Annotated in this window: 21 protein-coding genes; 15 read left to right on the top strand and 6 right to left on the bottom strand. The window is 66.1% G+C overall.

Going from position 1 to position 24,111, the window contains the following annotated elements:
• Window positions 1–314 precede the first annotated feature (314 nt).
• From J8I29_RS22710 to galE, 3 genes are all read left to right on the top strand, one after another.
• Window positions 315–1,259: an alpha/beta fold hydrolase gene (locus J8I29_RS22710; protein WP_209433399.1), complete on the top strand. Its 945-nt coding sequence runs from the start codon at window positions 315–317 to the stop codon at window positions 1,257–1,259.
• 88 nt (window positions 1,260–1,347) lie between these two features.
• Window positions 1,348–2,478, top strand: a complete 1,131-nt coding sequence (locus J8I29_RS22705) for a serine hydrolase domain-containing protein (protein WP_209433398.1) — start codon at window positions 1,348–1,350, stop codon at window positions 2,476–2,478.
• A 280-nt stretch (window positions 2,479–2,758) separates the two neighbouring features.
• Entirely contained in the window at window positions 2,759–3,739 is a 981-nt protein-coding gene (gene galE, locus J8I29_RS22700; protein ID WP_105863672.1) for a UDP-glucose 4-epimerase GalE, read from the top strand.
• 232 nt (window positions 3,740–3,971) lie between these two features.
• Here galE and J8I29_RS22695 read toward each other — a convergent pair whose 3' ends face one another.
• Window positions 3,972–4,955: a 3'-5' exonuclease gene (locus J8I29_RS22695; protein ID WP_209433397.1), complete on the bottom strand. Its 984-nt coding sequence runs from the start codon at window positions 4,953–4,955 to the stop codon at window positions 3,972–3,974.
• A 116-nt stretch (window positions 4,956–5,071) separates the two neighbouring features.
• Entirely contained in the window at window positions 5,072–6,049 is a 978-nt protein-coding gene (locus J8I29_RS22690; protein ID WP_209433396.1) for a GlxA family transcriptional regulator, read from the bottom strand.
• A gap of 125 nt (window positions 6,050–6,174) precedes the next feature.
• Between J8I29_RS22690 and J8I29_RS22685 the strand changes: the two genes are divergently transcribed.
• The 4 genes from J8I29_RS22685 to J8I29_RS22670 all read left to right on the top strand — a co-directional run bounded on the left by J8I29_RS22685 (window position 6,175) and on the right by J8I29_RS22670 (window position 9,477).
• Window positions 6,175–6,813, top strand: a complete 639-nt coding sequence (locus tag J8I29_RS22685; protein WP_209433395.1) for an HD domain-containing protein — start codon at window positions 6,175–6,177, stop codon at window positions 6,811–6,813.
• Between the two features lie 201 nt (window positions 6,814–7,014).
• Complete coding sequence (gene tsaD, locus J8I29_RS22680; protein WP_209433394.1) at window positions 7,015–8,109, top strand: tRNA (adenosine(37)-N6)-threonylcarbamoyltransferase complex transferase subunit TsaD; 1,095 nt, start codon at window positions 7,015–7,017, stop codon at window positions 8,107–8,109.
• Window positions 8,106–9,101 (top strand): NAD(P)H-dependent glycerol-3-phosphate dehydrogenase, encoded by a 996-nt coding sequence (locus J8I29_RS22675; protein WP_209433393.1) that lies wholly within the window; start codon window positions 8,106–8,108, stop codon window positions 9,099–9,101. Before tsaD ends, J8I29_RS22675 begins: the two co-directional genes overlap by 4 nt.
• Before the next feature lie 25 nt (window positions 9,102–9,126).
• Window positions 9,127–9,477 carry a RidA family protein gene (locus tag J8I29_RS22670; protein ID WP_105863594.1) on the top strand — a complete coding sequence of 117 codons (351 nt, stop codon included), beginning with the start codon at window positions 9,127–9,129 and terminating at the stop codon, window positions 9,475–9,477.
• A 52-nt stretch (window positions 9,478–9,529) separates the two neighbouring features.
• Here the strand turns inward: J8I29_RS22670 and J8I29_RS22665 are convergent, their stop codons facing one another.
• On the bottom strand, window positions 9,530–10,486 hold the full coding sequence (locus J8I29_RS22665; RefSeq protein WP_209433392.1) for a tyrosine recombinase XerC: 957 nt from the start codon (window positions 10,484–10,486) through the stop codon (window positions 9,530–9,532).
• 282 nt (window positions 10,487–10,768) lie between these two features.
• Here J8I29_RS22665 and J8I29_RS22660 point away from each other — a divergent pair, with 282 nt between their 5' ends.
• On the top strand, window positions 10,769–11,260 hold the full coding sequence (locus J8I29_RS22660) for a PH domain-containing protein (protein WP_146126955.1): 492 nt from the start codon (window positions 10,769–10,771) through the stop codon (window positions 11,258–11,260).
• A gap of 98 nt (window positions 11,261–11,358) precedes the next feature.
• A complete protein-coding gene (locus J8I29_RS22655) occupies window positions 11,359–12,072 on the top strand; it encodes a PH domain-containing protein (protein ID WP_209433391.1) in 714 nt (237 codons plus the stop codon).
• A 9-nt stretch (window positions 12,073–12,081) separates the two neighbouring features.
• Here J8I29_RS22655 and J8I29_RS22650 read toward each other — a convergent pair whose 3' ends face one another.
• The gene (locus J8I29_RS22650) at window positions 12,082–13,368 is read right to left on the bottom strand and encodes a multidrug effflux MFS transporter (RefSeq protein ID WP_209433390.1); all 1,287 of its coding nucleotides are present in this window, start codon (window positions 13,366–13,368) and stop codon (window positions 12,082–12,084) included.
• A gap of 287 nt (window positions 13,369–13,655) precedes the next feature.
• Window positions 13,656–14,591 (bottom strand): helix-turn-helix domain-containing protein, encoded by a 936-nt coding sequence (locus J8I29_RS22645; protein ID WP_245197258.1) that lies wholly within the window; start codon window positions 14,589–14,591, stop codon window positions 13,656–13,658.
• Window positions 14,592–14,675: 84 nt separating this feature from the next.
• On the opposite strand from J8I29_RS22645, the gene J8I29_RS22640 reads away from it, so the two are divergent.
• From J8I29_RS22640 to J8I29_RS22615, 6 genes are all read left to right on the top strand, one after another.
• Window positions 14,676–15,959, top strand: coding sequence for an extracellular solute-binding protein (locus tag J8I29_RS22640; protein ID WP_209433389.1), 1,284 nt, complete (start codon window positions 14,676–14,678; stop codon window positions 15,957–15,959).
• Between the two features lie 212 nt (window positions 15,960–16,171).
• Window positions 16,172–17,032: a sugar ABC transporter permease gene (locus tag J8I29_RS22635; RefSeq protein WP_209433388.1), complete on the top strand. Its 861-nt coding sequence runs from the start codon at window positions 16,172–16,174 to the stop codon at window positions 17,030–17,032.
• Window positions 17,029–17,862: a carbohydrate ABC transporter permease gene (locus tag J8I29_RS22630; RefSeq protein WP_105863604.1), complete on the top strand. Its 834-nt coding sequence runs from the start codon at window positions 17,029–17,031 to the stop codon at window positions 17,860–17,862. The genes J8I29_RS22635 and J8I29_RS22630 overlap by 4 nt, the downstream gene beginning before the upstream one ends.
• A gap of 20 nt (window positions 17,863–17,882) precedes the next feature.
• Window positions 17,883–18,971: a sn-glycerol-3-phosphate ABC transporter ATP-binding protein UgpC gene (ugpC, locus tag J8I29_RS22625; RefSeq protein WP_209433387.1), complete on the top strand. Its 1,089-nt coding sequence runs from the start codon at window positions 17,883–17,885 to the stop codon at window positions 18,969–18,971.
• Between the two features lie 40 nt (window positions 18,972–19,011).
• On the top strand, window positions 19,012–21,021 hold the full coding sequence (locus tag J8I29_RS22620; protein ID WP_209433386.1) for an aldo/keto reductase: 2,010 nt from the start codon (window positions 19,012–19,014) through the stop codon (window positions 21,019–21,021).
• A gap of 325 nt (window positions 21,022–21,346) precedes the next feature.
• Window positions 21,347–23,065, top strand: coding sequence for a VanW family protein (locus J8I29_RS22615; protein ID WP_209433385.1), 1,719 nt, complete (start codon window positions 21,347–21,349; stop codon window positions 23,063–23,065).
• Window positions 23,066–23,084: 19 nt separating this feature from the next.
• On the opposite strand, the gene kdgT is transcribed toward J8I29_RS22615, so the two are convergent.
• Window positions 23,085–24,083 (bottom strand): 2-keto-3-deoxygluconate transporter, encoded by a 999-nt coding sequence (kdgT, locus tag J8I29_RS22610; RefSeq protein WP_209433384.1) that lies wholly within the window; start codon window positions 24,081–24,083, stop codon window positions 23,085–23,087.
• Window positions 24,084–24,111 lie beyond the last annotated feature (28 nt).

Here is a 24,111-nt window from a genome sequence, read left to right as displayed (position 1 = left end):
TCGCCCCGCTTCCGACCGCCTATTTCACTTAACCGGACCGGAAACAAAAAATTCAACAGAGCCATACAGTTAGCTTCTTGTACGGATTTATAACACTGCTTGTCGTTCCTTCGATAGAGCAAAATCGCCACAGTGGGCCGCAAATCGACTCGACCCTGCACTCCTCCGGCCGGCTGGCTCCGCAAAAAATCACTCGTCCAATGTCGGAAAGGCCCGTTGGCCCGCGTCCTTTGCGCGACAACCGGTGGGCAAAGAACGGCCCGCGCGGCTCGAAGTTCCACCGCCCTCATCCGTCGAGACAGGAGTGACGAACCATGGCGAAAGCCTCCATCCTGAAATCCCTGCTGGCCGTGCTCGTGATCGGCGCCGGCAGCCTTGCTGCCATCCCGGGTGCCGCGGCTGCCGCACAGACGGCGACGCCCGCGCAGGCGCCGGCCAAGAGCGGCCATGTCGAGACCGGCGGCGTGAATTATTACTACGAGGTGCGGGGGAGCGGCGAACCGCTTCTCCTGCTGCACGGCGGCCTCGGCTCCATCGACATGTTCCAGCCCGTCATGCCGGTGCTGGCCGCTCATCGCCAGATCATCGCCGTCGATCTCCAGGGCCATGGCCGCACGCCGCTCGGCCAGCGCCCGATCGATCTCAAGGCCATAGGCGACGATATGGGCCAGATCCTCGCCAAGCTCGGCTACGGCCAGGTCGACGTGCTGGGCTATTCGATGGGCGGCGGCGTCGCCTTCCAGCTCGCCGCCCAGCATCCCGACAAGGTGCGCCGGCTGGTGCTGGTCTCGGCAGGCTTTGCCCAGGACGGCTTCTATCCCGAGATGCTGCCGATGCAGGCCCAGGTCGGCGCCGGTATGGCCGAGATGATGAAGGCGACGCCGATGTACCAATCCTATGTCAAGGTCGCGCCCGACCCCGCCGAGTTCCCGCGCCTGCTCGACGCCATGGGCGCGCTGATGCGCAAGCCCTATGACTGGTCGTCCGACGTGCCGAAGCTGACCATGCCGGTGATGCTGATCTTTGGCGACAGCGACATGTACCGCCCCGAGCATGTGATCAAATTCTACCAGCTTCTCGGCGGCGGCCTGCGCGATGCCGGCTGGCAGCGCGAGCACATGGCCAAGAACCGCCTCGCCATCCTGCCGGGCCGGACCCATTACGACATCTTCCTCTCGCCGCAGCTCACGGCGACCGCCCTGCCCTTCCTCGATGGCACAAACGAAACCGCCAATTGGAGCGACCAGACCGGCAAGTGATCGTTTGGGGTGCTCGCCCCGGGAGGGGCTTGAACGAAGCGGATTTGTTGCCGATTGTCCGGAACCTTTCCGCTTCGGAGCTTCCCCCATGCACGGACAACCTTCCCCCGTCATCGACCAGGCCCGCGCCGGACGCCTCGATGCCCTGATCGATGCCGCCATCGCCGAGGAGCACATCGTCGGCACCGTGGTGCTGGTGGCCGAGGCGGGCGAGATCGTCTATCGCCGGGCCGCCGGCCACGCCGACCGCGAAGCCGGCATCCCGATCAGGGAGGACACCATCTTCCGCCTCGCCTCGGTGACCAAACCGATGGTGGCCGCCGCCGCCCTGGCGCTGGTCGAGGCCGGCCAGCTCAGGCTCGACGATCCTGTGACCCGCCACCTTCCGGCTTTCCGCCCCAGGCTCGCCGACGGCAGCGAACCGGTGATCACCGTGCGCCATCTCCTCAGCCACACAGCGGGCCTGCGCTATGACTACGATGCCGCCGCCGACATCTCCAGCGGTCTCGACCACCCCGGCCGCGGCATGGCGGAAAATCTCGACAAGATCGCGGCCCAGCCATTGGCCTTCGCGCCCGGCAGCGCCTGGCGCTACTCGGTGGCGATCGACGTGCTGGGCGGGCTGATGGAAAAGGCCGCCGGCAAGAGCCTGCCCGAGATCGTGGCCGAACGCATCACCGGACCGCTCGGCATGGCCGACACCGAATTCGTCGCCACCAAGCCTCATCGCCTGGCGACGCCCTATGCCGATGGCGAGCCCCGCCCGGTGCGCATGGGCGAGATCCAAAGGGTATGCCACAATGGCTGGTGGCTCACCTTCGTGCCGCAGCGGGCTTTCGACACCACCGCCTTCCCCTCCGGCGGCGCCGGCATGGTGGGCACCGCCGGCGATTTCCTCGCTTTCCTCGAAGCGGTCCGCAGCGGCGGGGCGCCGATTCTCTCGCCGGAAAGCCAACGCCTCCTGAGCGAGGATGCGATCCCCGATCTCGATATCGAGGACCCCGGCTGCGGCTTCAGCCTCGGCTGGTCGATCCTGCGCGATCCAGCCGCCGCCGGCATGCGCGGCTCGCCCGGATGCTGGCACTGGGGCGGCGTCTACGGCCACAGCTGGTTCGTGGACCCGGCACGCAGGCTTTCGGTGGTGATGTTCACCAACACGGCCGTGGCGGGGGTCGGCGGCGCCTATCCCGACGGCCTCCGCGCCGCCATTTACGGCTAAGGAGACGGCAGGTTTCAGAAAAATCGCACTTTGTGCCAGGAGGCCGGTCCCCTCGCCGCCATCGAAATGAGCGGTTGCCTCAACCTTTTGGGAGGGGGCCGGGGCGCGAGCCCCCCTATCCTTTCGGCGCGGCGATACCGCTCATTCCCAGCTAGTCGGCCCGGCGATCTAAGGGTACATCTTGGTTAACGGCAGTAACGCACCTGAAAGGCCAGTCGTGATAAGAAGTCCCGGTAGGCGGGACCGGTTCGATTGAGCCCCGGCAAGTATGGAAACCAACATGACTCGTGTTCTGGTAACTGGTGGCGCCGGCTATATCGGCAGCCACGCCTGCAAGGCCCTGGCTCTGGCAGGTTACGACCCCGTCGTCGTCGACAATCTTTCCCTGGGCCACGCCGACGCGGTGAAATGGGGGCCGCTGGAAGTCGGAGACATCCGCAACAGCGCCTTTCTCAACAAGGTGATCACCCAATACAAGCCCGAAGTGGTGATGCATTTCGCGGCCAGCTCGACGGTGGGCGAGTCGGTCGCCGATCCCGCCAAATATTATTCCAACAATGTCATGGGATCGTTGACCTTGCTCGAGGCCGTGCGCCTGAACGAGATCGAGACCTTCATCCTGTCCTCGACCTGCGCCACCTATGGTATTCCCACCTGCCTGCCGATCCTGGAAAACGCACCGCGCAACCCGATCAGCCCCTATGGGGCGACCAAGCTGGCGGTGGAGCATGCCCTGGCCGATTACGGCACCGCCTACGGCCTGAAATGGGCTGCGATGCGCTATTTCAATGCCGCCGGCGCGGACCTCGACGGCGAGTTGGGCGAAAGGCATGAACCGGAAACCCATGTCATTCCGTTGGCCATCCAGGCCGCCCTCAGCCATCGGCCCGTCTTCAATGTGTTGGGCCGGGACTACCCCACGCCGGACGGCTCGGCAGTCCGCGACTATGTGCATGTCGCCGACATCGCCGACGCGCATGTGCGCGCCATCGACTATCTCAAGGCGGGCGGCGAAAGCTCGGCCTTCAATCTCGGCACCGGCATCGGCACCTCGGTCATCGAGATCCTCGAGGCGGTGCAGCGCTGCACCGGCCGCAAGCTCGACATCCGTTTCCAGCCGCGGCGGCCCGGCGACCCCGCCAGCCTCTATGCCGCCGCCACCAAGGCCGCCGAATTGCTGGGCTGGCATCCCCAGCACCGCGAGATCGACACCATCGTGGGCAGCGCCGTCTCCTGGTTCCGGCACAATCTGGCGGCCTGAGCCGGCTCTGGTAATTCCGGACTCGCTCGACAGGGTAGCGTCGCACCGCCCCTCACCCTTACCCGCTCCCCGTGATAGGGGCGAGGGTAAGGGTGAGGGGCGGCACAACCTCGCCGAAGAGCGCAGAAACACTTCGCAACCTTGCCGCCCGGCTAGAGCTAAGTGAGGTCTAACTCTTTGTTTTGATGCGTTTTCTTAATCGAAAAGTCTATCGACTTTTCTGGAAAATGCTCTAGGCCTTGAACCGATCCGTGGCGGCCAGGCGCTGCGTCAGGGGCCTCGCTTCCGGCCATTGATAGATCTCGGCGCGAAGGAATTTCAATTCCGCCTCCGCATCCGCCTCGTCGACCTCGGTCCACCAGCTCTTGGGCTGGCCGTTGCTGCCGTCGTTCCAGCGATAGCCGCGCGCCTTGAGTCGCTCCTTCATGTCGAAGGGACTGTTGGTCGCCGAAATTCGAATACGGGCGCGTTCCGACGCCTTGAGGAGCTCGGCGAACGGCGCGGTCCCGCCCGGCCCGTTTGGGCGTGCGAGCACCTCCAGCAACGCATGGCAATCGTCGACGGCCCGATGCCCGTTGTGGAAATAGCCCGACTGCCCCAGGAGATAGCCGAGCTTTGTGCCCTCGAAGCCACGGTCGGACCAGGCAATCTCCACATTCGAGCAGGCCCAGGGCTTTGGTGCGAAGCCTGGCGTGAAACGCTCGCAGAAGGGACGATCGAACCGCGCATTATGAGCAATGACCAGGTCCGCGGGCTCGATGAAAGCTTCGACCTCCGCCGTCGAGATCGTCTTGCCCGCCACCATGGCGTCGGTGATGCCGGTCAGCCTGGTGATCTCGGGCGGGATCGGTTCCCTCGGCTGGCGTAGGGCATTGAAGATGCCGACAACGTCGCCGACCTGCCCGGCGGGATCATAGGTGACCGCCACCATGCCGAGCTCGATGATCTCGTTCTTTTCGTGGTCTAGGCCGGTCGTCTCGGTATCGACGATCACCGCCAGGCACGGAAACCGGCTTTTGTCCCGCGGAACGATGGAGCGGGGCTCCAGCCTGCGCAGGATACGGTAACGGCCGGTGGCTTCGAGCATGCTCACCAGGGCGGCCTCGTCGAGCACCTCATGCCGGCGGGCCGGTGCCGGAGCGGCGCGCTTGGCCCGGGCAGCCGGCTGCCTTTCCGGAAGCGCCTCGGTCCGAAACATGTCGAATTGTTCGCCCATGTTTCCCCCTTTCTCGCCGACTCAATGATCCGGCAGTGGTGAAACGTTTAGCGTTTCGGGCAGCAGCCAGGCAAACCTTCGCCGGCGTTTTCCCCCGCAATGGCCGAAGATGCCGATCAGTCCTCCGGCGTGAAGCGCCTGCGATAATCGGCGGGCGTGACGCCGACATGCCGCATGAAGGCCCGGCGCAGCACATCGGCATTGGCGAATCCACACGCCGCCGCCACCTGTTTGGGCGGGCTTCGACCTGTCTCCAGCAGGCGCCGGGCCGCGGAGACGCGCGCCGCCTCAACCCAACTCGCCGGTGTCACGCCGACCTCCATGGCGAAGAGCCGGGCGAAGTGACGCGGGCTCAGATTGAGGCGTCTGGCCATGCTGGCGACACTGTGGCGCTCGGCAGGATTGGCGGCCACCCAGCGCTGGAGCTCCTGCAGCGCCGAGCGTCCTGCGGGAAGGGCTTCCTCGCGACGGCTGAACTGCATCTGGCCGCCGGGACGCTTGAAGAACATCACCAGTTGCGCAGCGACGCGCATGGCGATTTCCCGTCCCAGATCCTCCTCGACCAGGGCCAGGGCAAGGTCGAGCCCGGCCGTCACGCCGGCCGCGGTGCGCAGCCGCCCGTCGCGGACATGGATGGCGTCGGGCTCCACGGCAATGTCGGGATAGGCCCGGGCCAGACGATCCGCCACGGCCCAATGGGTGGCTACGCGCCGGCCCGACAGCAACCCGGCAGCGGCCAAGACGAAGGCTCCGGCGCAGACCGACCCATAGCGCCGCGTCGTGGCAGCCATCCGCTTCAGCCAGGCGAGCACGGCGGCATCGGGCACGGTCACCGCTGCGTTGGGGCTGCCGGCAACGAGAAGCGTATCGACGGGCTCGCCGCCATCCGCCCCGATCACCATGTCCGGCAGCAGGCGGGCACCCGAGGAACTGCGGATCGCCTCATCGCTTCTCGATGCGACAAGGAGGCGATAGACCTCCCGGCCGGCCTGCGTATTGGCCTCGGCAAAGACGTCCATCGGCCCGGATACGTCGAGCAGCTGGACGCCCTGCAGGGCCAATATCGCAATGGTCTTGGTCTCGTCCCCAGACATCGGCATCCTGGCATGGGCGTCCGCTTGCAACCGGTTTTGGCAGAAATCGGCGTAATACATCGATTGAAGACAGATCTAGGGCGGGCCTAGGCTCTGCGCCAGTGAAATCCACTGGAGAGATCGAAATGACCGCCATTTCAGGCATCGAAATCCCGGACAGCCGCCTGTGCCGGGACATCACCGCCTTCATCCGCGACACCGAAACCCCGCTCCTGTTCCACCATTCCAGCCGGGTCTTCTATTTCGGCGCCCTGGCCGGCAAGCGCCGCGGGCTGACCTTCGATCCCGAGCTCCTCTATGCCGGCGCCATGTTCCACGATCTCGGGCTGATGCCAGCCCATAGCAGCGCGACCGAGCGTTTCGAGGTCGACGGCGCCAATGCCGCCCGCGACTTCCTGTCGAGCCGCGGCATCAATCCTGCCGACATCGACCTCGTCTGGGCGGCGATCGCGCTGCACACCACGCCAGGCATTCCCGAGCACATGCACCCCGTCATCGCCCTGGTGACGGCGGGCGTCGAGATGGACGTCCTCGGCTTGACCTATGACCAATATGGCGAGGTCGAACGCGAGGCCGTGGTCGGTGCCCATCCACGCACGCCGCATTTCAAGGAGGACATCATCCAGGCCTTCTATGACGGCATCCGGCACAAGCCCCAGACGACCTTCGGCAACGTCAAGGCGGACGTGATCGCCGACAAGGAGCCTCATTTCCAGCGAGGCAATTTCTGCTCGGTGATCCGCTGCTCACACTGGCACGGCTGAAACGGAAGCCTCCCGTGCTCGGCCGGCATGCCCTCGCCCCTATCCCGGCGAGCGGATCGTGCTATAGGGTGGGCCATCAACTCCAAAAGCAAAGGCGCGTTTCGGCGCAAGCGCTTCTTTGCTGTGGCTCTCTCTTGCAACGCGTCCTTGCGATTGTTGGTGATCCATCCATCGCAAGCCGCCCAGGTACCCGCCCGTCCCATGCTCGTTCTCGGCATCGAAACCACCTGCGACGAAACCTCCGCCGCCATCGTCGCACGCAACCAGGACGGCGAGGGCGAGATTCTGTCCAATGTCGTGCTGTCGCAGATCGCCGAGCACGCCGCCTATGGCGGGGTGGTGCCGGAAATCGCCGCGCGCGCGCATGTCGAGGTGCTCGACCACATCATCGAGCAGGCCCTGGAAGAGGCCAATGTCCGCTTCGACAGGCTCGACGGCATCGCCGCCGCCGCCGGGCCTGGCCTGATCGGCGGGGTGATCGTCGGCCTCACCACCGCCAAGGCCCTGGCGCTTTCACTCGGCAAGCCGCTGGTCGCGGTCAACCATCTGGAGGCGCATGCGCTGACCCCGCGCCTCACCGACCAGGTCACCTTCCCCTATCTGCTGCTGCTCGCTTCCGGCGGACACACCCAGCTTCTGGCCGTGCGTGGCCTCGGCGACTATGTCCGACTCGGCACCACCATCGACGACGCCATCGGCGAGGCCTTCGACAAGACCGCCAAGATGCTGGGGCTGGGCTATCCCGGCGGCCCCGCCGTCGAGGCGCAGGCGATGAGCGGCGATGCCGCCCGCTTCGCCTTTCCCCGGCCGCTGCAGGGACGGCCGGATCCGAATTTCTCGCTGTCGGGCCTGAAGACGGCGGTCCGGCTCGAAGCCGAAAGGCTGGCGCCGCTCGCCGCCAAGGATATCCGCGACCTCTGCGCCTCCTTCCAGGCGGCGGTGGTGGACATGGTGGTCGACCGCACGCGCGTGGGTCTGCGACGATTCCGCGAAACCGCCGGACAGTCCCCCAGCGCCCTGGTGATCGCGGGCGGCGTTGCCGCCAATCTCGCCATCCGGCGCGGGCTGCAGCGCCTCGGCGCGGAAACGGGCCTGCGCATCGTGATGCCACCGGCCGCTTTGTGCACCGACAATGGCGCCATGATCGCCTGGGCGGGCGCCGAGCGCCTCTCGGCCGGCATCACCGACGGCCTCGACGTAAGTCCCAGGGCGCGCTGGCCGCTCGATCCCAACGCACCGGGCGCGGGCAAGCAGGGCCTCGGCAAGGCCGGCATCGGCAAGGGAGCCAAGGCTTGAGCGGCTCCGGTTTCAAGAGCATCGGGGTGATCGGCGCCGGCGCTTTCGGTGCCGCGCTCGCCTGTGCGGCCGCACGGGCCGGCCGTCATGTCGGCCTGTGGGGCCGTGATGCAGCGGCCATGGCCGAGTTGGCACAGACGCGCCGGCTGCCGAGGCTCGATGGCGTCGGCCTGCCCGAAGCCATCCATCCCACCGCCGATCTTGCCGAGGCCGCGCGCGCCGATGCCCTGATCCTGGCGGTGCCGACCCAGGCCCTGCGCCACGTCTGCGGGCGGCTGGCCGGCACGGTCGCGGCCAATACGCCGCTCATCCTGGCTGCCAAGGGCATCGAGCGCTCCAGCGGTGAATTCGTCTCGCAGATCGCCGCCGAGATCCTGCCGGGCTGCGTTCCTGCCGTGCTCTCCGGACCGGGCTTTGCCGCCGACATCGCCAAGGCCTATCCGACGGCCCTGACGCTGGCCTGCGCCGACGGCTCCCTCGGCGAGCGTCTTGCCAGGGCCATCGGGTCGCCGACCTTCCGGCTCTACCACACGGACGATATGCGGGGCGTGGAGATCGGCGGGGCTGCCAAGAACGTGCTGGCCATCGCGGCCGGCATCGCCGCCGGGCGCGGTTTCGGCGAGAGCACGGTGGCCGCCCTCCTCGCCCGCAGCTTCGCCGAACTCACGCGCTTCGGCCTTGCCTTCGGCGCCCGCCCGGAGACGCTGGCAGGCCTGTCCGGCCTCGGCGATCTCATCCTCACCGGCACCTCCTCGCGCTCGCGCAACCGGCGCTTCGGCGAAGAGCTCGGCAAGGGCATCGGCCTGGAAACGGCCATCGCCGATGTCGGCCTGGCCGAGGGCGTCTGGACCGCCCCGATCCTGGCGCGCATGGCGGCGGACAGGCACGTCGACATGCCGATCGCCACCGCGGTCGCCGCTCTGGTGGCCGGCAAGGCCAGCGTCGACCAGGCCATCAAGCAATTGCTGTCGCGCCCGCCGCGCGCGGAGTGATCCTCTCAACAAACTGGAGACTGACATGACCCTGAAGCGTATCGGCGCCGGCAACCGCATGAGCGACGCCGTCATCCATGGCGACAAGATCCACCTGTCCGGCTATGTCGCCGAGACCGCGGTCGGCAAGTCGGTCAAGGAGCAGACCGCCGACATCCTCGCCCAGATCGACGAGACGCTGCGTGAGGCCGGTACCGACAAGACCAAGGTGATCAAGGCCAATATCTGGCTCACCGACATCGGCACCTGGGCCGAGATGAACGAGGCCTGGGACGCTTGGGTGGTTGCCGGCCAGGCCCCGGCCCGCGCCACGGTGGAAGCCAAGCTCGCCGGCCCCGGCCTCGACGTCGAGATCATGGTCGAAGCGGCGCTGTAAGAAATCTAAGCTGCCTTCCCCGCCCCGCGGGGAAGGCCTCTCCATACCACTCTCAACTTCGCGCTCTCGGATGGGCCGACTGGTAGACCCGCATCAATTCGGTCGCATCGACCTTGGTGTAGATCTGCGTGGTCGACAGGCTCGCATGGCCGAGCAGTTCCTGGATGGAACGCAGGTCCCCCCCGCGCCCGAGCAGATGGGTGGCGAAGGAATGGCGCAGCGCATGGGGCGTGGCGCTGTCCGGCAGGCCGAGCGCACCGCGCAGATGCTGCATGGCATATTGGATGATGCGGGGCGATAGGGGCCCCCCGCGTGTGCCCACAAAGAGCGGATCGTCCGGCCCACCCGGGAAGGGTAGGATTTTCAGATAATCCTCCACCGCCCGCGCCACCGGCGCGATCACGGGCACCGAGCGCATCTTGTTGCCCTTGCCGATGACGGTGAGACTGTCGCGCCCGCTGACCGGCGCATCCTTGCGCGTCAAGCCGAGCGCTTCGGAAATGCGCAAGCCCGCCCCGTAGCACAGCGCCAGCACGGCAGCATCGCGCGCCAGAATCCAGGGTTCGCGCGCCTCCCCCATGCGCGTATCGGCCGAGGCCACCTTGCGGGCGGCCTCGGGGGCGAGCGGCTTGGGCAGGCTCTGCGGCAGCTTGGGCCCGCGCACGGCCGACAGCGCCGCACTGGCGCCATGGCCCTGGCGCTCGAGGAAACGGGCGAAAGCCCGCGTCGCCGCCAACGCTCGCATCAGCGAGCGAGGTTTCAGGCCATCGGCCCGGCGCGCGGCCAGGAAGGCCCTGACGTCGCGAGGCGCAAGGGAGGCGATGTCATCCAATCCCGGCGGCTCACCGAAATGGCCGGTCAGGAAACGCAGGAAGGTGGTGACGTCGCGGTCATAGGCTTCCACCGTCTTGGGGCTCATGCGCCGCTCGACGGCGAGATAGGCAAGCCATTGCACCTTGGCGGCGGCAAGGTCGGAGGCAGCGACGAGGATTGGCAGCGAAGCGTTCATGCCGCCAGTGTGGCGCAAAATAATGAGCAGAAGGTTTGCACTGGTTTGCCTGCTGCCACGACGCTCCGCAATGTGCCATTGCTCAAAATTCGCATGGAGTCGGGGGTCGAGCTTCGATCCGGTTTCAGTTGAAACCGCTACGGAAAGGCGTAGAATCAACAATGTACAAGTATCGCGGCCTAGGCATTTCGCATGTCATTCCAATCTCTGCCGCCTGAAATCTCCCGCCTCTTGACCAATCGCGAGCGCATTCTCTGGAGTGGAAGGCCCAAGCAGGGCCTGATGCTGCGCAGTTCGGATGCAGCCTTCATCCCATTCAGTTTGATGTGGGGTGGATTCGCCATCTTTTGGGAAACCACTGCGGTGATGTCCGGCGCCCCGTTCTTCTTCAGGCTCTGGGGCATTCCCTTCGTGCTGGTCGGTCTCTACCTGATCGCCGGACGCTTCTTCGCGGATGCGTGGGAACGAGGGAAAACGGCCTACGTCGTCACCAATGAGCGCGTGCTCATCGTCGGCGGACTTCTCAAGCGCACCGTTACGTCGCTCGAACTGCGGACCTTGCCGGAAATGTCGCTTTCCCTTGCTGGTGATGACAAGGGCACCTTGACCTTCGGCACGGGCTCGAATGCCACCTGGGGCCGCCTTCGATTTGGCAACCAGACCTCGCCCCCGCCCCCACCGCAATTCGAGGGCATTCCCAATGCCGCAAAGGTGATGGCATGCATTCGTGACGCGCAGGCGGCCTTGCTGAACCCGATCGCTCGGGCGAGCTGACGACCCAAACCTGCGTGCGGGGAATCCTGATTTCCTCTCCACTTCCTCCTCTGCGACACCCCAGCCAGTGCGGATCGACTGGCATCGGAGAAGACTGCATGTCGGATCTGTTGTCGCCTTCCATGCCTCCGGAAATGGCGCCGCTACTGGGCAATGAAGAGTTTCTGTGGGCCGGCAAGCCGAAAGAAGGTCTGATGTTCAGGAAGTCGGACTGGCTCGCCATTCCCGTCAGCCTTGTCTTCCTCGGAATGGCCCTGAGGCCTTACTGGGATGCCCGCGGCAGGACGATGAATCCGGTGGAGATGGCCGCCTTGGCGATCTTTGCCACGCTTGGCGTCTATTTGCTGGTCGGGCGCTTTTTCATCGATGCCTATGTGCGTCGGGACATGGTCTATGCCCTGACCACGCACCGCGCCCTGATCATCGGTGGCTTCTTCAGTCGAAAAGTGCTGTCGATCGACCTCAGGACCTTGCAGCAGACCGCCCTCACGCAAAGACGCGACGGCCTGGGCACCATCACCTTCGGCCCGGATGGCGGCCTCAACTCCTTGCTGGCCGGCGGTTTTTGGATCGGCGGCGTCTGGATCGACCTCATGGGCTGGCTTCGCCAAAAGCCGCAGGACGGCAGGCCCGGTCATTTCGATCGGGATGAGGACCCGCCCCCTCCCGAGCCGGCGCGGTTCGAGGCGATTCCCGATGCCGCAATGGTGATGGCGAAGATCCAGCAGGCCCAGGCGGCACTCGCCGCGCCGCCTGAAGCCCCGAATGCCGGCTCACCGGGGATCACGCCGGCATGGCAGCTCCCTCGATAGGCCTGTTCCTCACTCTCCCGCCACCAGCGCCGGGGTCGCGGCCGGAGCCGCAGCCGCCGCCTCGCGTTCGCTCGACCATACCAGCACCAGCATGCACAGGCTGGAGAGGCCGAGATAGCCGCAGGCAAGCGGGAAGATGGTGCCGTCATAGGCTTCGCCGATCACCGCCCCGATCACCGCGCCCATCAGCGTGGTGACGCAGCCGATGAAGGAGGAGGCGGTGCCGGCGATGTCGCCCACCGGTTCCATCGCCAGCGCGTTGAAATTCGGCATTGTGAGGCTGAGCAGGAAATGCGCCACGCCCATGACGATGCCGAAATAGATCAGCGGCGGCCGGCCCTGGAACAGCACGGCGAGACCGAGCAGCACCATCGCCATCAGCCAGAAGCCGACCATGCCGAAGCGTGACAGCCGGTGCATGCCGAGCCGCTTCACCAGCCGGGAATTGGCGAAGGAGGCCAGGCCCATGCAGATGGCGATCAGCGCGAAGGCCAGCGGGAAGAGCGGGCCGAGCTTGTAGATGTCGGTCTCGAAGATCTGCTGGGACGAGCCGAGATAGGTCATCAGGCAGCCCATGGCGAGCCCCATCGCCAGCATGTTGGCGAAGGAGGCGCGCGTGGTCACCACCCGGCGCATGCCGCTGGCGACGGCGGGCAGCAACAGCGGCCGGCGATATTCGGGATGCAGCGTCTCGGGCATGCGCAGGCCGAACCAGAACACCACCACCAGCACCAGGCCCAGCATGCTCATGAAAATGGTGCGCCAGTCGCCCAGCATCAGGAAGGCGCTCCCCGTGGCCGGTGCGATCACCGGCACGATGATGAAGATCATCAAGGTGAGCGACATCACCCGTGCCATCTCGCGGCCCTCGTAGCGGTCACGCACGATGGCGATGGAGAGCACGCGGGCCGAACCGGCGCCGAGGCCCTGGATGGCGCGGGCGGCCAGCAACACCTCGTAGCTGGGGGCGAAGATCGCCAGGAGCGTGCCGGCGGTATAGATGCCCAGGCCGATCATCAGCACCTTGCGGCGTCCGATCGAATCGGAGATCGGCCCCCAGGCCAGCTGCATGATGGCAAAACCCGCCATATAGGCGGTGATGATCAGCTGCATGCGGTTGGCGTCGGCAATGCCGAATTCCGACCGCACGGCGGAGAAGGCTGGCAGGAGATTGTCGATGGAGAGGGAACTGAGCCCCATCATCAGGGCAATCACGAGAACAAACTCGGCAAAGGACGGCTGGGGTTCCCGCCGCACGGCAGGCTCCAGCGCCGTGCCGGCAACAGGACGGGGCATGGAAAACTCGGAAATGTGAAAATCTATAACCGGCGGGGCAATAAAGCGGCGCTCAGATGATCGTTCTTTAACATATCAATCGTGACGAAAAGGTGATTTTTTCGCCACAGAGGGCAAATATTTCAAGTGAATTGACGAATTTTGGGGTTGGCGAGCGCGCATCGGCTCCTTGGTCCTCCGGTGCGCGATGCAGCATGAGCCGTTGGCTCCCAGGCGGACCAAACCAGGTGCTTGATCCGGGAACCTCACGACAGAAAAAGCGCCTTACCGGAACCCGGTCCCGGATCTCAGCTGCACCATTGCGTGCCGCGGCGCGTCCGGGATGACGCGATGGATTCGCCCTGCCCGCTGCGGCGGAAATCGGAGGGCGACATGCCGGCGATCCTGCGGAAGCTCTTGTTGAAGCCCGAGAGGGAGCCGAAGCCCGACTCCATCGCCACGCTGAGGATGTTGCCGTCGCCGCTGATCAGGCGCGCCTGCGCATAGGACAGGCGCAGCAGGCTGACATAATCGTTCAGCGTCATGCCCGTGCATTTCTTGAACAGGCTCATGGCGTATTTGGGATGGAGGTCGGCGGCCGCCGCGATGTCGGCGCTGTCGATGTCGTCGAGGAAATTGTCGGCGATGAAGTCGCACAGGCTGCGCACATGGCGCAGCGCCTGCGGATCGGCGGCGCCGGCCTGGCCGACATGGGCATCGAGGCTCGGCACCAGGGCGTAGGGTTCGAAACGCACCCGCTCCAGCCGCAGCAACAATTCGCTCACCGCATGTTGGGCACGCACCATATCGCCGGAGCGTGTGTAGCCGTTCCAGCGCGCGAAATTGGCGCCATCCGAAGGGTCCGTCTCGCGGATGAGCAGGGTGGCACCCGCCATCAGCCGGGCCGGCACCTCCGGGGGCAGGCGCAGCCGGAAGAAATGCACCAGCGGCAGATGCGCGCCGGCATAGATGGCGTCGTCGGAGGCATCGTCCATCTGATGCGGCAGGCCACCCCAGAACAGCACCATGTCGCCGGCCGCCAGCCTGAGCTCGTAGCCGGCCATGCGGTAATGCACCCAGCCCTGGACGATGAAGTTCACCTCGACCTGGGCGTGCCAGTGGGGCGAGAGCATGATGCGCGGCGTATTGTGGAAGGTCTGCAGCACCGTCGGCAGGTTTTCGACGCTGTTGGCCGTCGGCTGATAATAGGAGCGTTCCTGCATCTTACTTTCAGGCAAGTCCATCTTCCCTTTATCGCAGACAGACCGTGCTGCCTGCCTAAAGTAGCTTCCCGCCACACAAGAGCAAATGAAAAGGGGAGGAATGGAATGCGCAAGACGATCGGCTGCGCCGCGCTGGCACTCGCCGCGGGGCTTCACGCCACGGCCGCCTCGGCTCAATCGGGAGAAATCCGGGTCTGGAGCTGGGATATCGCCGCCGCCTCGCTGAAAGCCAATATCGAAGGCTTCAACAAGCAATATCCCAATGTGAAGGTCACGGTGGAGGATCTCGGCAACGCCCAGGTCTTCTCCAAGACCCAGGCCGGCTGCGCCGCCGGCGGGGCGGGCCTGCCCGATGTCGTCTCGATCGAGAACTACAAGGCGGAGAGCTATTGGAACCAGTTTCCCGACTGCTTCGCCGATCTCAAGCCGCTCGGCTATACGCCGGAGATCGCCGGCAAGTTCGCCGATTTCAAGCGGGCGGAACTGGAAAAGGGCGAGGCCGCCTATGCCATGCCCTGGGATTCCGGCCCGGTCGTGATGTATTACCGGCGGGATTTCTACGAAAAGGCCGGCGTCGACCCGGCAAGCATCAAGACCTGGGATGATTTCGTCGCCGCCGGCAAGAAGATCGCCGCCGCCAATCCCGGCGTGACCATGAGCGCGACCGACCTCGACGGCGACGGCACCACCGAATGGTTCCGCATGGTCGGCAACGAGCAAGGCTGCAACTATTTCTCCGCGGATGCGAGCGCCGTCACGGTTAATGCCCCCGCTTGCATCGCCGTCTACGACAAGCTCAAGCAACTCAAGGACACGGGCACCATCATCTCGGCCGGCTGGTCCGACAAGATCCAGGCGCTCAAGGCCGGCAAGGTCGCCACCATCATGTTCGGCGGCTGGTACGAAGGCACGATCCGCACCAACGCGCCCGAGCTCGCCGGCAAATGGGGTGTCTACCGCATGCCGAGCCTGACGGCGGACGGCCCGCGCGCCGCCAATATCGGCGGCTCGTCGCTGGCGATCCCGGCCGGCTCGAAAAACAAGGAAGCGGCCTTCGCCTTCGTCAAATACGCCCTCTCCACCAATGAAGGCCAAGTCACCATGCTCAAGGCCTATGGCTTGGTGCCCTCGCTGAACTCGGCGCTGGAGGACCCCTATGTGAAGCAGGGCCAGCCCTATTGGGGCAACCAGGCGATCTGGACCGACATTCTCGCCACCCTGCCGAAGATCAAGTCGACCCACGGCACCGCCTTCCTCAACGATGCCGAGGCGGCGCTGAAGACGGTGCAGACCAAATTCCTGGGCGGGGGCTACCCCGATGCCAAGGCGGCGCTCGACGATGCCGCCAACCAGATCTCGTCGGCCTCGGGGTTGCCGGTGGCGCAGTAGCGGGGAAGATCGTGACCTGCCTTCTCCCCTTGCGGGAGAAGGTGCCCCGAAGGGGCGGATGAGGGGAGAAACGCATCCCCTGTTGGTTGATCGCCAACACCCCTCATCCGTCGTCGCTTCGCAATGCCACCTTCTCCCGCAAGGGGAGAAGGTTGATCGCGCCTCATTCTGCTTGGCCTCCGGTCATCCCCCCTCCCTCGTGGAGAACACTGATGCAACGACACAATCGCGCGGCCTATGGCTTCCTGACGCCTTATCTGGCGATCTTCCTCGCCTTCTGGATCTGGCCGATCATCTCCTCCTTCATCATATCCCTGCATCAGACGCGGGTGTCGCCCTGGGTGTTCAGGCCGGCGGCCAATTGGGGACGGCTGATCTCCGATCCCGCCTTCTTCAACGCCCTGAAGAACACGCTGATCATCCTGGTCATCCAGGTGCCGGTGATGATCGGTCTCGCCACCGTGATCGCCGTCTTCCTCAATTCACCCCTGCTCAAGGCCAAGGGCCTGTTCCGCTTTGCCTTCTTCGCTCCCGTCGTGGTGGGCGAGGTCGCGTATTCGGCCGTCTTCCGCCTGATCTTCGCCCAGGATTTCGGCGTGGTGAACAAGCTGCTCGCTTCGATCGGGCTGCCCGCGATCGACTGGCTCTCCAATCCGACGGCCGCGCTGGCGCTGGTGATGATCGCCCTGACCTGGCGCTGGACGGGCTACAACGCCATCATCATCCTCGCCGGCCTGCAGTCGATACCGGGCGACGTCTATGAGGCGGCCACGCTCGACCGCGTTTCCAAGCTCCGCCAGTTCTTCCACATCACCCTGCCGCTCCTGAAGCCGGTGATCACCTTCTGCGTCATCCTCTCGATCTCCGGTACCATGCAGCTCTTCACCGAACCCTTCCTGATCACCAATCATGGCGGGCCGGGCGGGGCCACGGAAACGCTTGGCCTGCTGCTCTACCGCCAGGCCTTCCTCTCCGGCAATGTCGGCTACGCCTCCGCCATCGCCTACACCATCGCGGCCCTCGCGGTGATCGTCTCGCTGGTCCAGCTGCGCCTGTCGAGGGAGCCGCGATGACCCGCTCCAACCGCCAAAGGCTCAACGCCGTCATCCTGCACGCCCTGATCGTGCCGATGGCCCTCGTCTGGCTGTTTCCGCTCTGGATGATGGGCGTGTTCGCCACCATGCCCGATTACGGCATCTACGCGCCGGGCCTGTCGTTCTGGTTCGGCACCGATTTCCTCGACAATCTCGCCAATCTGCAGCGGACGACCAACTTCCTGCATGCCATGACCGTTTCCGTCGTGGTCGGGCTCGCCTATACCGTGCTCTCGGCCGGACTGACGGCCATGGCCGGCTGGGCCCTTGCCCGCTACCGCTTCCATGGCCGGGGCGTGGTGCTCGCCATCATCCTGGGCACGATCTCCCTGCCCTTCTTCGTGGTGATCATCCCGCAATTCATCCTGGTGGCGCGCGACCTCGGCATGGCCAACAGCTGGTTCGGCCTGATCGTGCCGCCCCTGTTCAATTCGCTGGGCGTGCTGTTCATGCGCCAGGCCTTCACCATGATGCCGGCGGAACTCTTCGATGCGGCGCGCGTGGAAGGCGTCAGGGAATGGCGCATCTTCCTGTTCGTGGCGCTGCCGCTGGCGCGGCCGACCCTGGCGGCGCTCTGCATCATCCTCTTCCTGACGAGCTGGAACAATTATCTGTGGCCGCTCCTGATCGCCGGCGACAAGGCGATGTTCACCGCGCCCGTAGCGCTGGGCAGCCTGATCGGCCTCTCCAATGTGAGCTGGGGCGGCATCATGGCCGGGGCCGTGCTGCTGACCGCTCCGATGCTGGCCGTCTTCCTCCTCCTGCAGCGCCACTTCATCGCCGGCATCGCCGCCGGCGCCGTGAAATAAACAAAAGAAGGGCGACCGACATGGCAGGCCTCACGCTCCGTTCCGTGGTCAAGCGCTTCGGCAATTTCGAGATCATCCACGGCGTCGACCTCGATATCGCCGACGGCGAATTCGTGGTCTTCGTCGGCCCTTCGGGCTGCGGCAAATCCACCTTGCTGCGCATGATCGCCGGGCTCGAGGACATTTCCGGCGGCGAGATCAGCATCGGCGGCCAGGTGGTCAACGAGGTCGAGCCCGCCGATCGCGGCATCGCCATGGTGTTCCAGTCCTACGCCCTCTATCCGCATATGACGGTGGAGCGAAACCTCTCCTTCGGCCTCAGGATGAACGGCAACCCCAAGGCCGATACCGACCGGCGGGTCAAGCGGGCCGCCGAAATCCTGCGCATCACCGATCTCATGCAGCGCCGGCCCAAGCAGCTCTCGGGCGGCCAGCGCCAGCGCGTGGCGATTGGCCGGGCAATCGTGCGCGATCCCAAGGTCTTCCTGTTCGACGAGCCCCTGTCGAATCTCGACGCCGAATTGCGGGTGCAGATGCGGGTGGAGATCGCGAGACTCCACCGCGAACTCGGCGTAACCATGATCTACGTCACCCATGACCAGACCGAGGCGATGACCCTGGCCGACAAGATCGTGGTGCTGCGCGGCGGCAATGTCGAGCAGGTCGGGCGTCCGCTCGAGCTCTATGAGGATCCCGCCAACCGCTTCGTCGCCGGCTTCATGGGCAGCCCCAAGATGAACTTCCTGGCGGGCCGCGTCGTCGCGGCGGAACAGGGCAGCGTGACGGTCGAACTGCTCAACCAGAAAGGCGCGCGCCTTGCCGTGCCGCTCGCCGGTTCGGCGCCGGCATCCGGCAGCGACGTCGCCATCGGCATCCGGCCCGAACATTTCGGACCGGCGGGCAGCGGCGACGCCGATCTCACCGTCGAGGTCGACATGGCCGAGCATCTGGGCGCCACCTCCTATGTCTATGCCGGCACCGCCTCCGCTGAACCGCTGATCATCCAGCGCGACGATTCCCGCCAATGGGCCGAGGAACGCCGCCTCACCGTCGCCATCCCCCGCCACCGCTCCCTGCTGTTCGCCAAGGACGGCCAGCGCCTGCGCTGAGCCCAATCCCTTTTCCTTTCAAGCTTTCGGAAAGACTGACATGACCGAGAAAGACAAGATCCGCTGGGGCATCATCGGACCCGGCGCCATCGCCAAGGCCTTCGTCGCCGGCCTCGGCGACTCCGACAGCGGCATCCTCGCGGCGATCGGCACCCGTGATCCCGAGAGGCCGGGCCTTGCCGAAGCCTTCCCCGGCGCCCGCATCCATAAGGGCTACGAGGCCCTGCTGGCCGACCCCGGGATCGACGCCGTCTATATCGCGCTCCCCCATCCCGGCCACGCGCAATGGGCGATCAAGGCGGCCGAGGCCGGCAAGCATGCGCTGGTGGAAAAGCCGCTGGCCCTGACCGCCTTCGAGGCCGACGCCATGATGCATGCCGCCCGCAAGGCCGGCACCTTCCTCGGCGAGGGCTTCATGTACCGCCAGCATCCCCTCACCCTGAAGCTGGTGGAGCTGGTGCGCTCCGGCACGATCGGCGAGGTCCGGCTGATCCGCTCGAGCTTCGGTTTCGCCATGCCGGAATTCAAGCCCGAACACCGGCTCTATGCCAACGACCTGGCGGGCGGCGGCATCCTCGATGTCGGCTGCTATCCCGTCTCGATGGCACGGCTCATCGCCGGCGCCGCCGTCGGCAAGGATGTCCTGGAACCGGACAGCGTCGTCGGCAGTGGCCATCTCGGGCAATCCGGCGTCGATGAATGGGCCTCGGCCCTGCTGCATTTCCCGGGCGGCATCCTCGCCGACGTGTCCTGCTCGATCTCGCTGAAGCAGGACAATGTGCTGCGCGTCTTCGGCACCAAAGGCAGCATCGAAGTTGCGGATTTCTGGTTCGGCAGCGGCCTCACGGGCGGCACCAAGGAGATCCGCATCGTCAGGCCCGACGGTACGGCCGAGACGGTGAAGGTCGAGGAGACACGGCATCTCTATTCCTTCGAGGCCGACGCCGCGGGCAAGGCCATTCGCGAAGGCCGCCAGGAATTCGCCTGGCCGGGCATGAGTTGGGCCGACAGCCTCGGTTCGCTCAAGGTGCTCGACAAATGGCGGCAGGCGATCGGACTCGAATACGGCATCGAGAAGCCGGAGCGGCGGACATCGACGCTCAAGGGCACGCCGCTCCGGCAAGGCAGCGGGCCGATACCTCGGCGCTCCATTCCCGGCCTCGAACCGGCCGCCTCCGCCGTGGCGCTCGGCTTCGAGGATTTCAGGAGCTTCTCCAGCGCCGCCATCCTGCTCGACGCCTTCTTCGAGAAGGGCGGCAATCTGTTCGACACCGCCTTCGTCTACGGCGCCGGCATCACCGAAAAGCTGTTCGGCGAATGGCAGACATCGCGGGGCGTGCGCAAGCAGAGCGTGGTGATCGGCAAGGGCGCGCATACGCCGCTCTGCCGCCCCGAATTCATCGGCCAGCAGCTCACCCAATCGCTCGAACGGTTGAAGACCGACCATGTCGACGTCTATTTCATGCATCGCGACAATCTCGACGTGCCGGTCGGCGAGTTCGTCGATGCCATGGATGCCGAGGTTAGGGACGGCCGCATCCGTGGTCCGTTCGGCGGCTCGAACTGGACGCGCGAGCGCTTCGACGAGGCGGTCGCCTATGCCGACAGGGCGGGCAAGCAGAGGCCGGGCGCCCTGTCCAACAATTTCGCCCTCGCCGAGATGCAGGACGTGATCTGGGCTGGCTGCGTCTCGGCCTCGGACGACGAGTGGAAGGCCTGGCTCGCCGCGCGCCAGGTCCCCAATTTCGCCTGGTCGAGCCAGGGACGCGGCTTCTTCACCGATCGGGCCGGGCGGGACAGGCACGAGGACAAGGAACTCGTCAGGGTCTGGTATTCCGAGCGCAATTTCGCGCGCCGGGACCGGGCGATCGAACTGGCGCGCCGGCTCGGGAAGAGGCCAATCCATGTCGCCCTCGCCTATGTGCTGGCCCAGCCTTTCCCCTCGGTGCCGCTGATCGGCCCGCGCACGCTCAGCGAGCTCGACGACAGCCTCGAGGCCTTCGACATCGCGCTGACCCCGGAAGAGGTCGCTTGGCTCGATCGGGGGTAGAGGCCGCGATAGCAGCTTATGAGGAAGGGCGCGCCGCCGACCACCCCTTCTCCCCCGTTCTGACGGGGAGAAGGCCGGAATGAGGGGCAGCGCAACGCGTAGAAAACTGAACTCTGCGAAGCCCCTCACCCTTACCCTCTCCCCGCAAGTGGCGGGGCGAGGGGGGCTTGACCGTCGCGGCCTCACGTCGCCTTCATCACCCAGCCAATCCTTCATTCTGTTCCCGCGACAGCCAGAATTGCCCTCCGCGTGCCAGCGCGCACGGCGGGCTCGCCAAGGGACCGATAAGGTCTCGGCAAGTTTTCAGCCGAGCCAGGATCCCGCCATGGTCGCCCTTCCGCAACGCAGTGTGCCCACCTATGCCGACAGCCTCGCCTTCGAGGCCAAGGCGATGGCCTTGCGGGGCCTGCGCTTCCTGAGCGAGAAATTCACGGCCGAACCGGTGATCCGCCATGGCCGCTCGAGCCGGCTGGCCGCCGCGCCGGTACTGGGCCGGGCCAGTTCGCCGCTATGGACCAATCTCGCCGGGGCCAGGGATCGCGAGCTCACCGCCGGCAAGGTGCAGAATCTGCGCATGGCCCTGAAAGGACTGGACGGCGTCGAAGTACCGGCCGGCGCGGTGCTCAGCTTCTGGAAGCAGGTCGGCCGGGCCAGCCGGGCGCGCGGCTACGTGCCAGGCCGTGAGCTGCGCGAAGGCTGCCTGATCGCCAGCGTCGGCGGTGGCCTCTGCCAGCTCTCCAACGCCCTTTACGAAGCCGCCCTCGCAGCCGGGCTCGAGATCGTCGAACGCCATGCCCATAGCCGCGTGGTCCCCGGTTCGCGTGCCCAGCTCGGCCGCGACGCTACGGTGTTCTGGAACTATGTCGACTTCCGCATCCGCAGCCCCCACGCCTTCCGCATCGAAGCCACGATGAGCCGGGACAGGCTGGAGATCGTCCTGCGCGGCCATGGCCGCGCCAACGCCACCGACCTGCCGACGGAAACGCCGCCGGCGGGGCCGACGGTGCATGACTGCACCCAATGCGGCCAGGAAAACTGCCATCGCAACGATCCCGAGCGCCCCCTTCGCCCCAGTGTGCCGACGGCCTGGCTGGTCGATGCCTGCTGGCCGGAATTCGCGGCCCTGCTGAAGCAGAGGGCCGCCAGCGAGGATGCCCTGTTCCTTCCCTCCCGCCGCCTCGGCGCCGCGCGCTATAACTGGCCGGCCGGCGCTGTCGGCAGCGAGACCACGGCCACCATCGCCACGCTGCGCCGCTCGCTCGCCCTGCGGGGCGCCACCGGCGGCAGCCTGCAGGCGAAGGCGCTGCAGGGCGATGCCCGCCTCGCCGCCGCCTATGCCGCGAAACTGTCGCACCGGCATACGCATCTGGTTGTCTCGCAGAACCTGCTGCCGCATCTGTGGCTGTCGGGCGCCTTGCAGGGCCGCAGCTTCGAGGTGCTGATGGAACGCCTGCCGCTTGCCGTGCTGCAGGCAAGGCTCGATGCCGCCGCTGTACGCCATCCCGAAAGCCCGACCCTGGCGGATTTCCGCGCGCCGGAAGCGATCGTGGCGGCCGAAAGCAACGCCCTGGCCGCGGCCGACCGGCTGCTGACCCCGCATGCGGAGATTGCCTCACTCGAACCGTTCAGAACCCACCTGCTCGATTGGTTTCCCGCCCGGCCGCTCCCGGCCGTGAAGGGGGCCTGCACCCTGCTGTTTCCCGCCTCGGCCCTCGGCCGCAAGGGCGCCTATGCCCTGCGCGAGGCGCTCTACGGCCTGCCCGTCGAGCTTGCCGTGAAGGGTCAGGCGCGTGAGAGCCTCGGCTTCTGGGGCAACATGCCTGTCCGCCTGCTGGCGCCGGGCGAAACGCCCGCCACCCTCGCCGGGGTGGTGCTGCCGGCTCTGGTCGAGCACCAGCCGCGCCTGCTCCTGGCCGCCCTTGCCGCCGGCCTGCCCGTGATCGCCACGCCGGCCTGCGGCCTTCACGCGCGTCCCGGCCTCACTTTGGTGCCGGAGGACGACCCGACTGCCCTGCGCTCGGCCATCGCGGCGCTGCTCGGCTGAGACAGGGCAGCGGGCGGAGCTAGATCGGCTCTACGCCATGCCTGGCCAGGGCTTCGTCCTGCGGGGCCGGCACCCGGCCCATCCGCTTTGCCCACAATGCGGTCAGGATCGGTACCAGGATCGCGGTCACCAGGCAGGCGGTGGCCACCAGGGCGGTGGCCGCCGGCACCACCGGCTTGAAGCTCGGGATCATCTCGCCGATCAGCGTCGGGTTGGCGATCGCCGCCCCGGCCGTGCTGGAGGCCGCCAGTCCGGCCGTGCCGTTGCCGCCGCCGATGAGCCTATCGGCCAGCATCAGGGGAATGCCGGTGATCACGATCACCCCGAGGCCGAGCAGTACGCCGGCAAAGCCGCTCTGCGCGATGACCTTGAGGTCGATGCCGTTGCCGAGGGCGAAGCCGAAGAACGGGATCAGCGGATGCACGCAGCGCCCGAACAGTTCGCGCAGGTCGCGATCGAGATTGCCGAGGGCGAAGCCGATCAGGAAGGGCAGCACGGCGCCGACGAACAGGCGCGGCTCGAACACCGCCACGCCGGAGGCACCGAGGATGAGCATGCTGACCAGCGGCCCCGATTCGACCGACATCAGCACAAAAGCGCCGGCTTCCTCCTTGGTGCCGTATTGCTGCATCACCGCGGCGTAGAGACCGCCATTGGTCATGTCCATCGAGGCGGTGATCGCCAGCACCGACAGCCCTGCGAACAGGCCGGAGGTGATGCCGCCATCGGGAATGAACTGTGCCGCGATCATGGTGGCGACCCAGGCCACCAGGATCTTGGTGACCAGGAGCGTGCCCGATTTACGCAGCACCACGCCGGTCGCCCTCAGGTCGATGGTCGCCCCCATGCAGAAGAACCAGACGGCGAGGATCGGCACGGTGCCGGTGATCAGGCCGTTGGTGAACGACCCCAGATAGCTGCCCGCCCCTGGTGAGAAGGTCTTGCACAAGGCGCCGAGCAGCAGCGGCACCAGCATCAGCCCGCCGGGAATCTTGTCGATGACCTGCAATATCTTCATGAACTGCCTCCCAGATTGTATTTTTGGC

Origin of the sequence: Labrys sp. LIt4, from assembly GCF_017813775.1 — a bacterium.
Taxonomy (GTDB): domain Bacteria; phylum Pseudomonadota; class Alphaproteobacteria; order Rhizobiales; family Labraceae; genus Labrys; species Labrys okinawensis_A.
Note: the sequence above shows the minus strand (reverse complement) of the source record. Positions and strands in the feature narration are given on the sequence as shown.

What these genes read in the sequence shown, in the direction of transcription:
- J8I29_RS22685 (WP_209433395.1), top strand. Translation starts at nt 6,175, where the DNA reads ATGACCGCCATTTCAGGCATCGAAATCCCGGACAGCCGCCTGTGCCGG.
- kdgT (WP_209433384.1), bottom strand. Translation starts at nt 24,083, where the DNA reads ATGAAGATATTGCAGGTCATCGACAAGATTCCCGGCGGGCTGATGCTG.
- J8I29_RS22660 (WP_146126955.1), top strand. Translation starts at nt 10,769, where the DNA reads ATGCTGCGCAGTTCGGATGCAGCCTTCATCCCATTCAGTTTGATGTGG.
- ugpC (WP_209433387.1), top strand. Translation starts at nt 17,883, where the DNA reads ATGGCAGGCCTCACGCTCCGTTCCGTGGTCAAGCGCTTCGGCAATTTC.
- J8I29_RS22690 (WP_209433396.1), bottom strand. Translation starts at nt 6,049, where the DNA reads ATGTCTGGGGACGAGACCAAGACCATTGCGATATTGGCCCTGCAGGGC.
- J8I29_RS22670 (WP_105863594.1), top strand. Translation starts at nt 9,127, where the DNA reads ATGACCCTGAAGCGTATCGGCGCCGGCAACCGCATGAGCGACGCCGTC.
- J8I29_RS22665 (WP_209433392.1), bottom strand. Translation starts at nt 10,486, where the DNA reads ATGAACGCTTCGCTGCCAATCCTCGTCGCTGCCTCCGACCTTGCCGCC.
- J8I29_RS22615 (WP_209433385.1), top strand. Translation starts at nt 21,347, where the DNA reads ATGGTCGCCCTTCCGCAACGCAGTGTGCCCACCTATGCCGACAGCCTC.
- J8I29_RS22630 (WP_105863604.1), top strand. Translation starts at nt 17,029, where the DNA reads ATGACCCGCTCCAACCGCCAAAGGCTCAACGCCGTCATCCTGCACGCC.
- J8I29_RS22635 (WP_209433388.1), top strand. Translation starts at nt 16,172, where the DNA reads ATGCAACGACACAATCGCGCGGCCTATGGCTTCCTGACGCCTTATCTG.
- J8I29_RS22645 (WP_245197258.1), bottom strand. Translation starts at nt 14,591, where the DNA reads ATGGACTTGCCTGAAAGTAAGATGCAGGAACGCTCCTATTATCAGCCG.
- J8I29_RS22650 (WP_209433390.1), bottom strand. Translation starts at nt 13,368, where the DNA reads ATGCCCCGTCCTGTTGCCGGCACGGCGCTGGAGCCTGCCGTGCGGCGG.
- tsaD (WP_209433394.1), top strand. Translation starts at nt 7,015, where the DNA reads ATGCTCGTTCTCGGCATCGAAACCACCTGCGACGAAACCTCCGCCGCC.
- J8I29_RS22620 (WP_209433386.1), top strand. Translation starts at nt 19,012, where the DNA reads ATGACCGAGAAAGACAAGATCCGCTGGGGCATCATCGGACCCGGCGCC.
- J8I29_RS22640 (WP_209433389.1), top strand. Translation starts at nt 14,676, where the DNA reads ATGCGCAAGACGATCGGCTGCGCCGCGCTGGCACTCGCCGCGGGGCTT.
- J8I29_RS22710 (WP_209433399.1), top strand. Translation starts at nt 315, where the DNA reads ATGGCGAAAGCCTCCATCCTGAAATCCCTGCTGGCCGTGCTCGTGATC.
- J8I29_RS22655 (WP_209433391.1), top strand. Translation starts at nt 11,359, where the DNA reads ATGTCGGATCTGTTGTCGCCTTCCATGCCTCCGGAAATGGCGCCGCTA.
- galE (WP_105863672.1), top strand. Translation starts at nt 2,759, where the DNA reads ATGACTCGTGTTCTGGTAACTGGTGGCGCCGGCTATATCGGCAGCCAC.
- J8I29_RS22695 (WP_209433397.1), bottom strand. Translation starts at nt 4,955, where the DNA reads ATGGGCGAACAATTCGACATGTTTCGGACCGAGGCGCTTCCGGAAAGG.
- J8I29_RS22705 (WP_209433398.1), top strand. Translation starts at nt 1,348, where the DNA reads ATGCACGGACAACCTTCCCCCGTCATCGACCAGGCCCGCGCCGGACGC.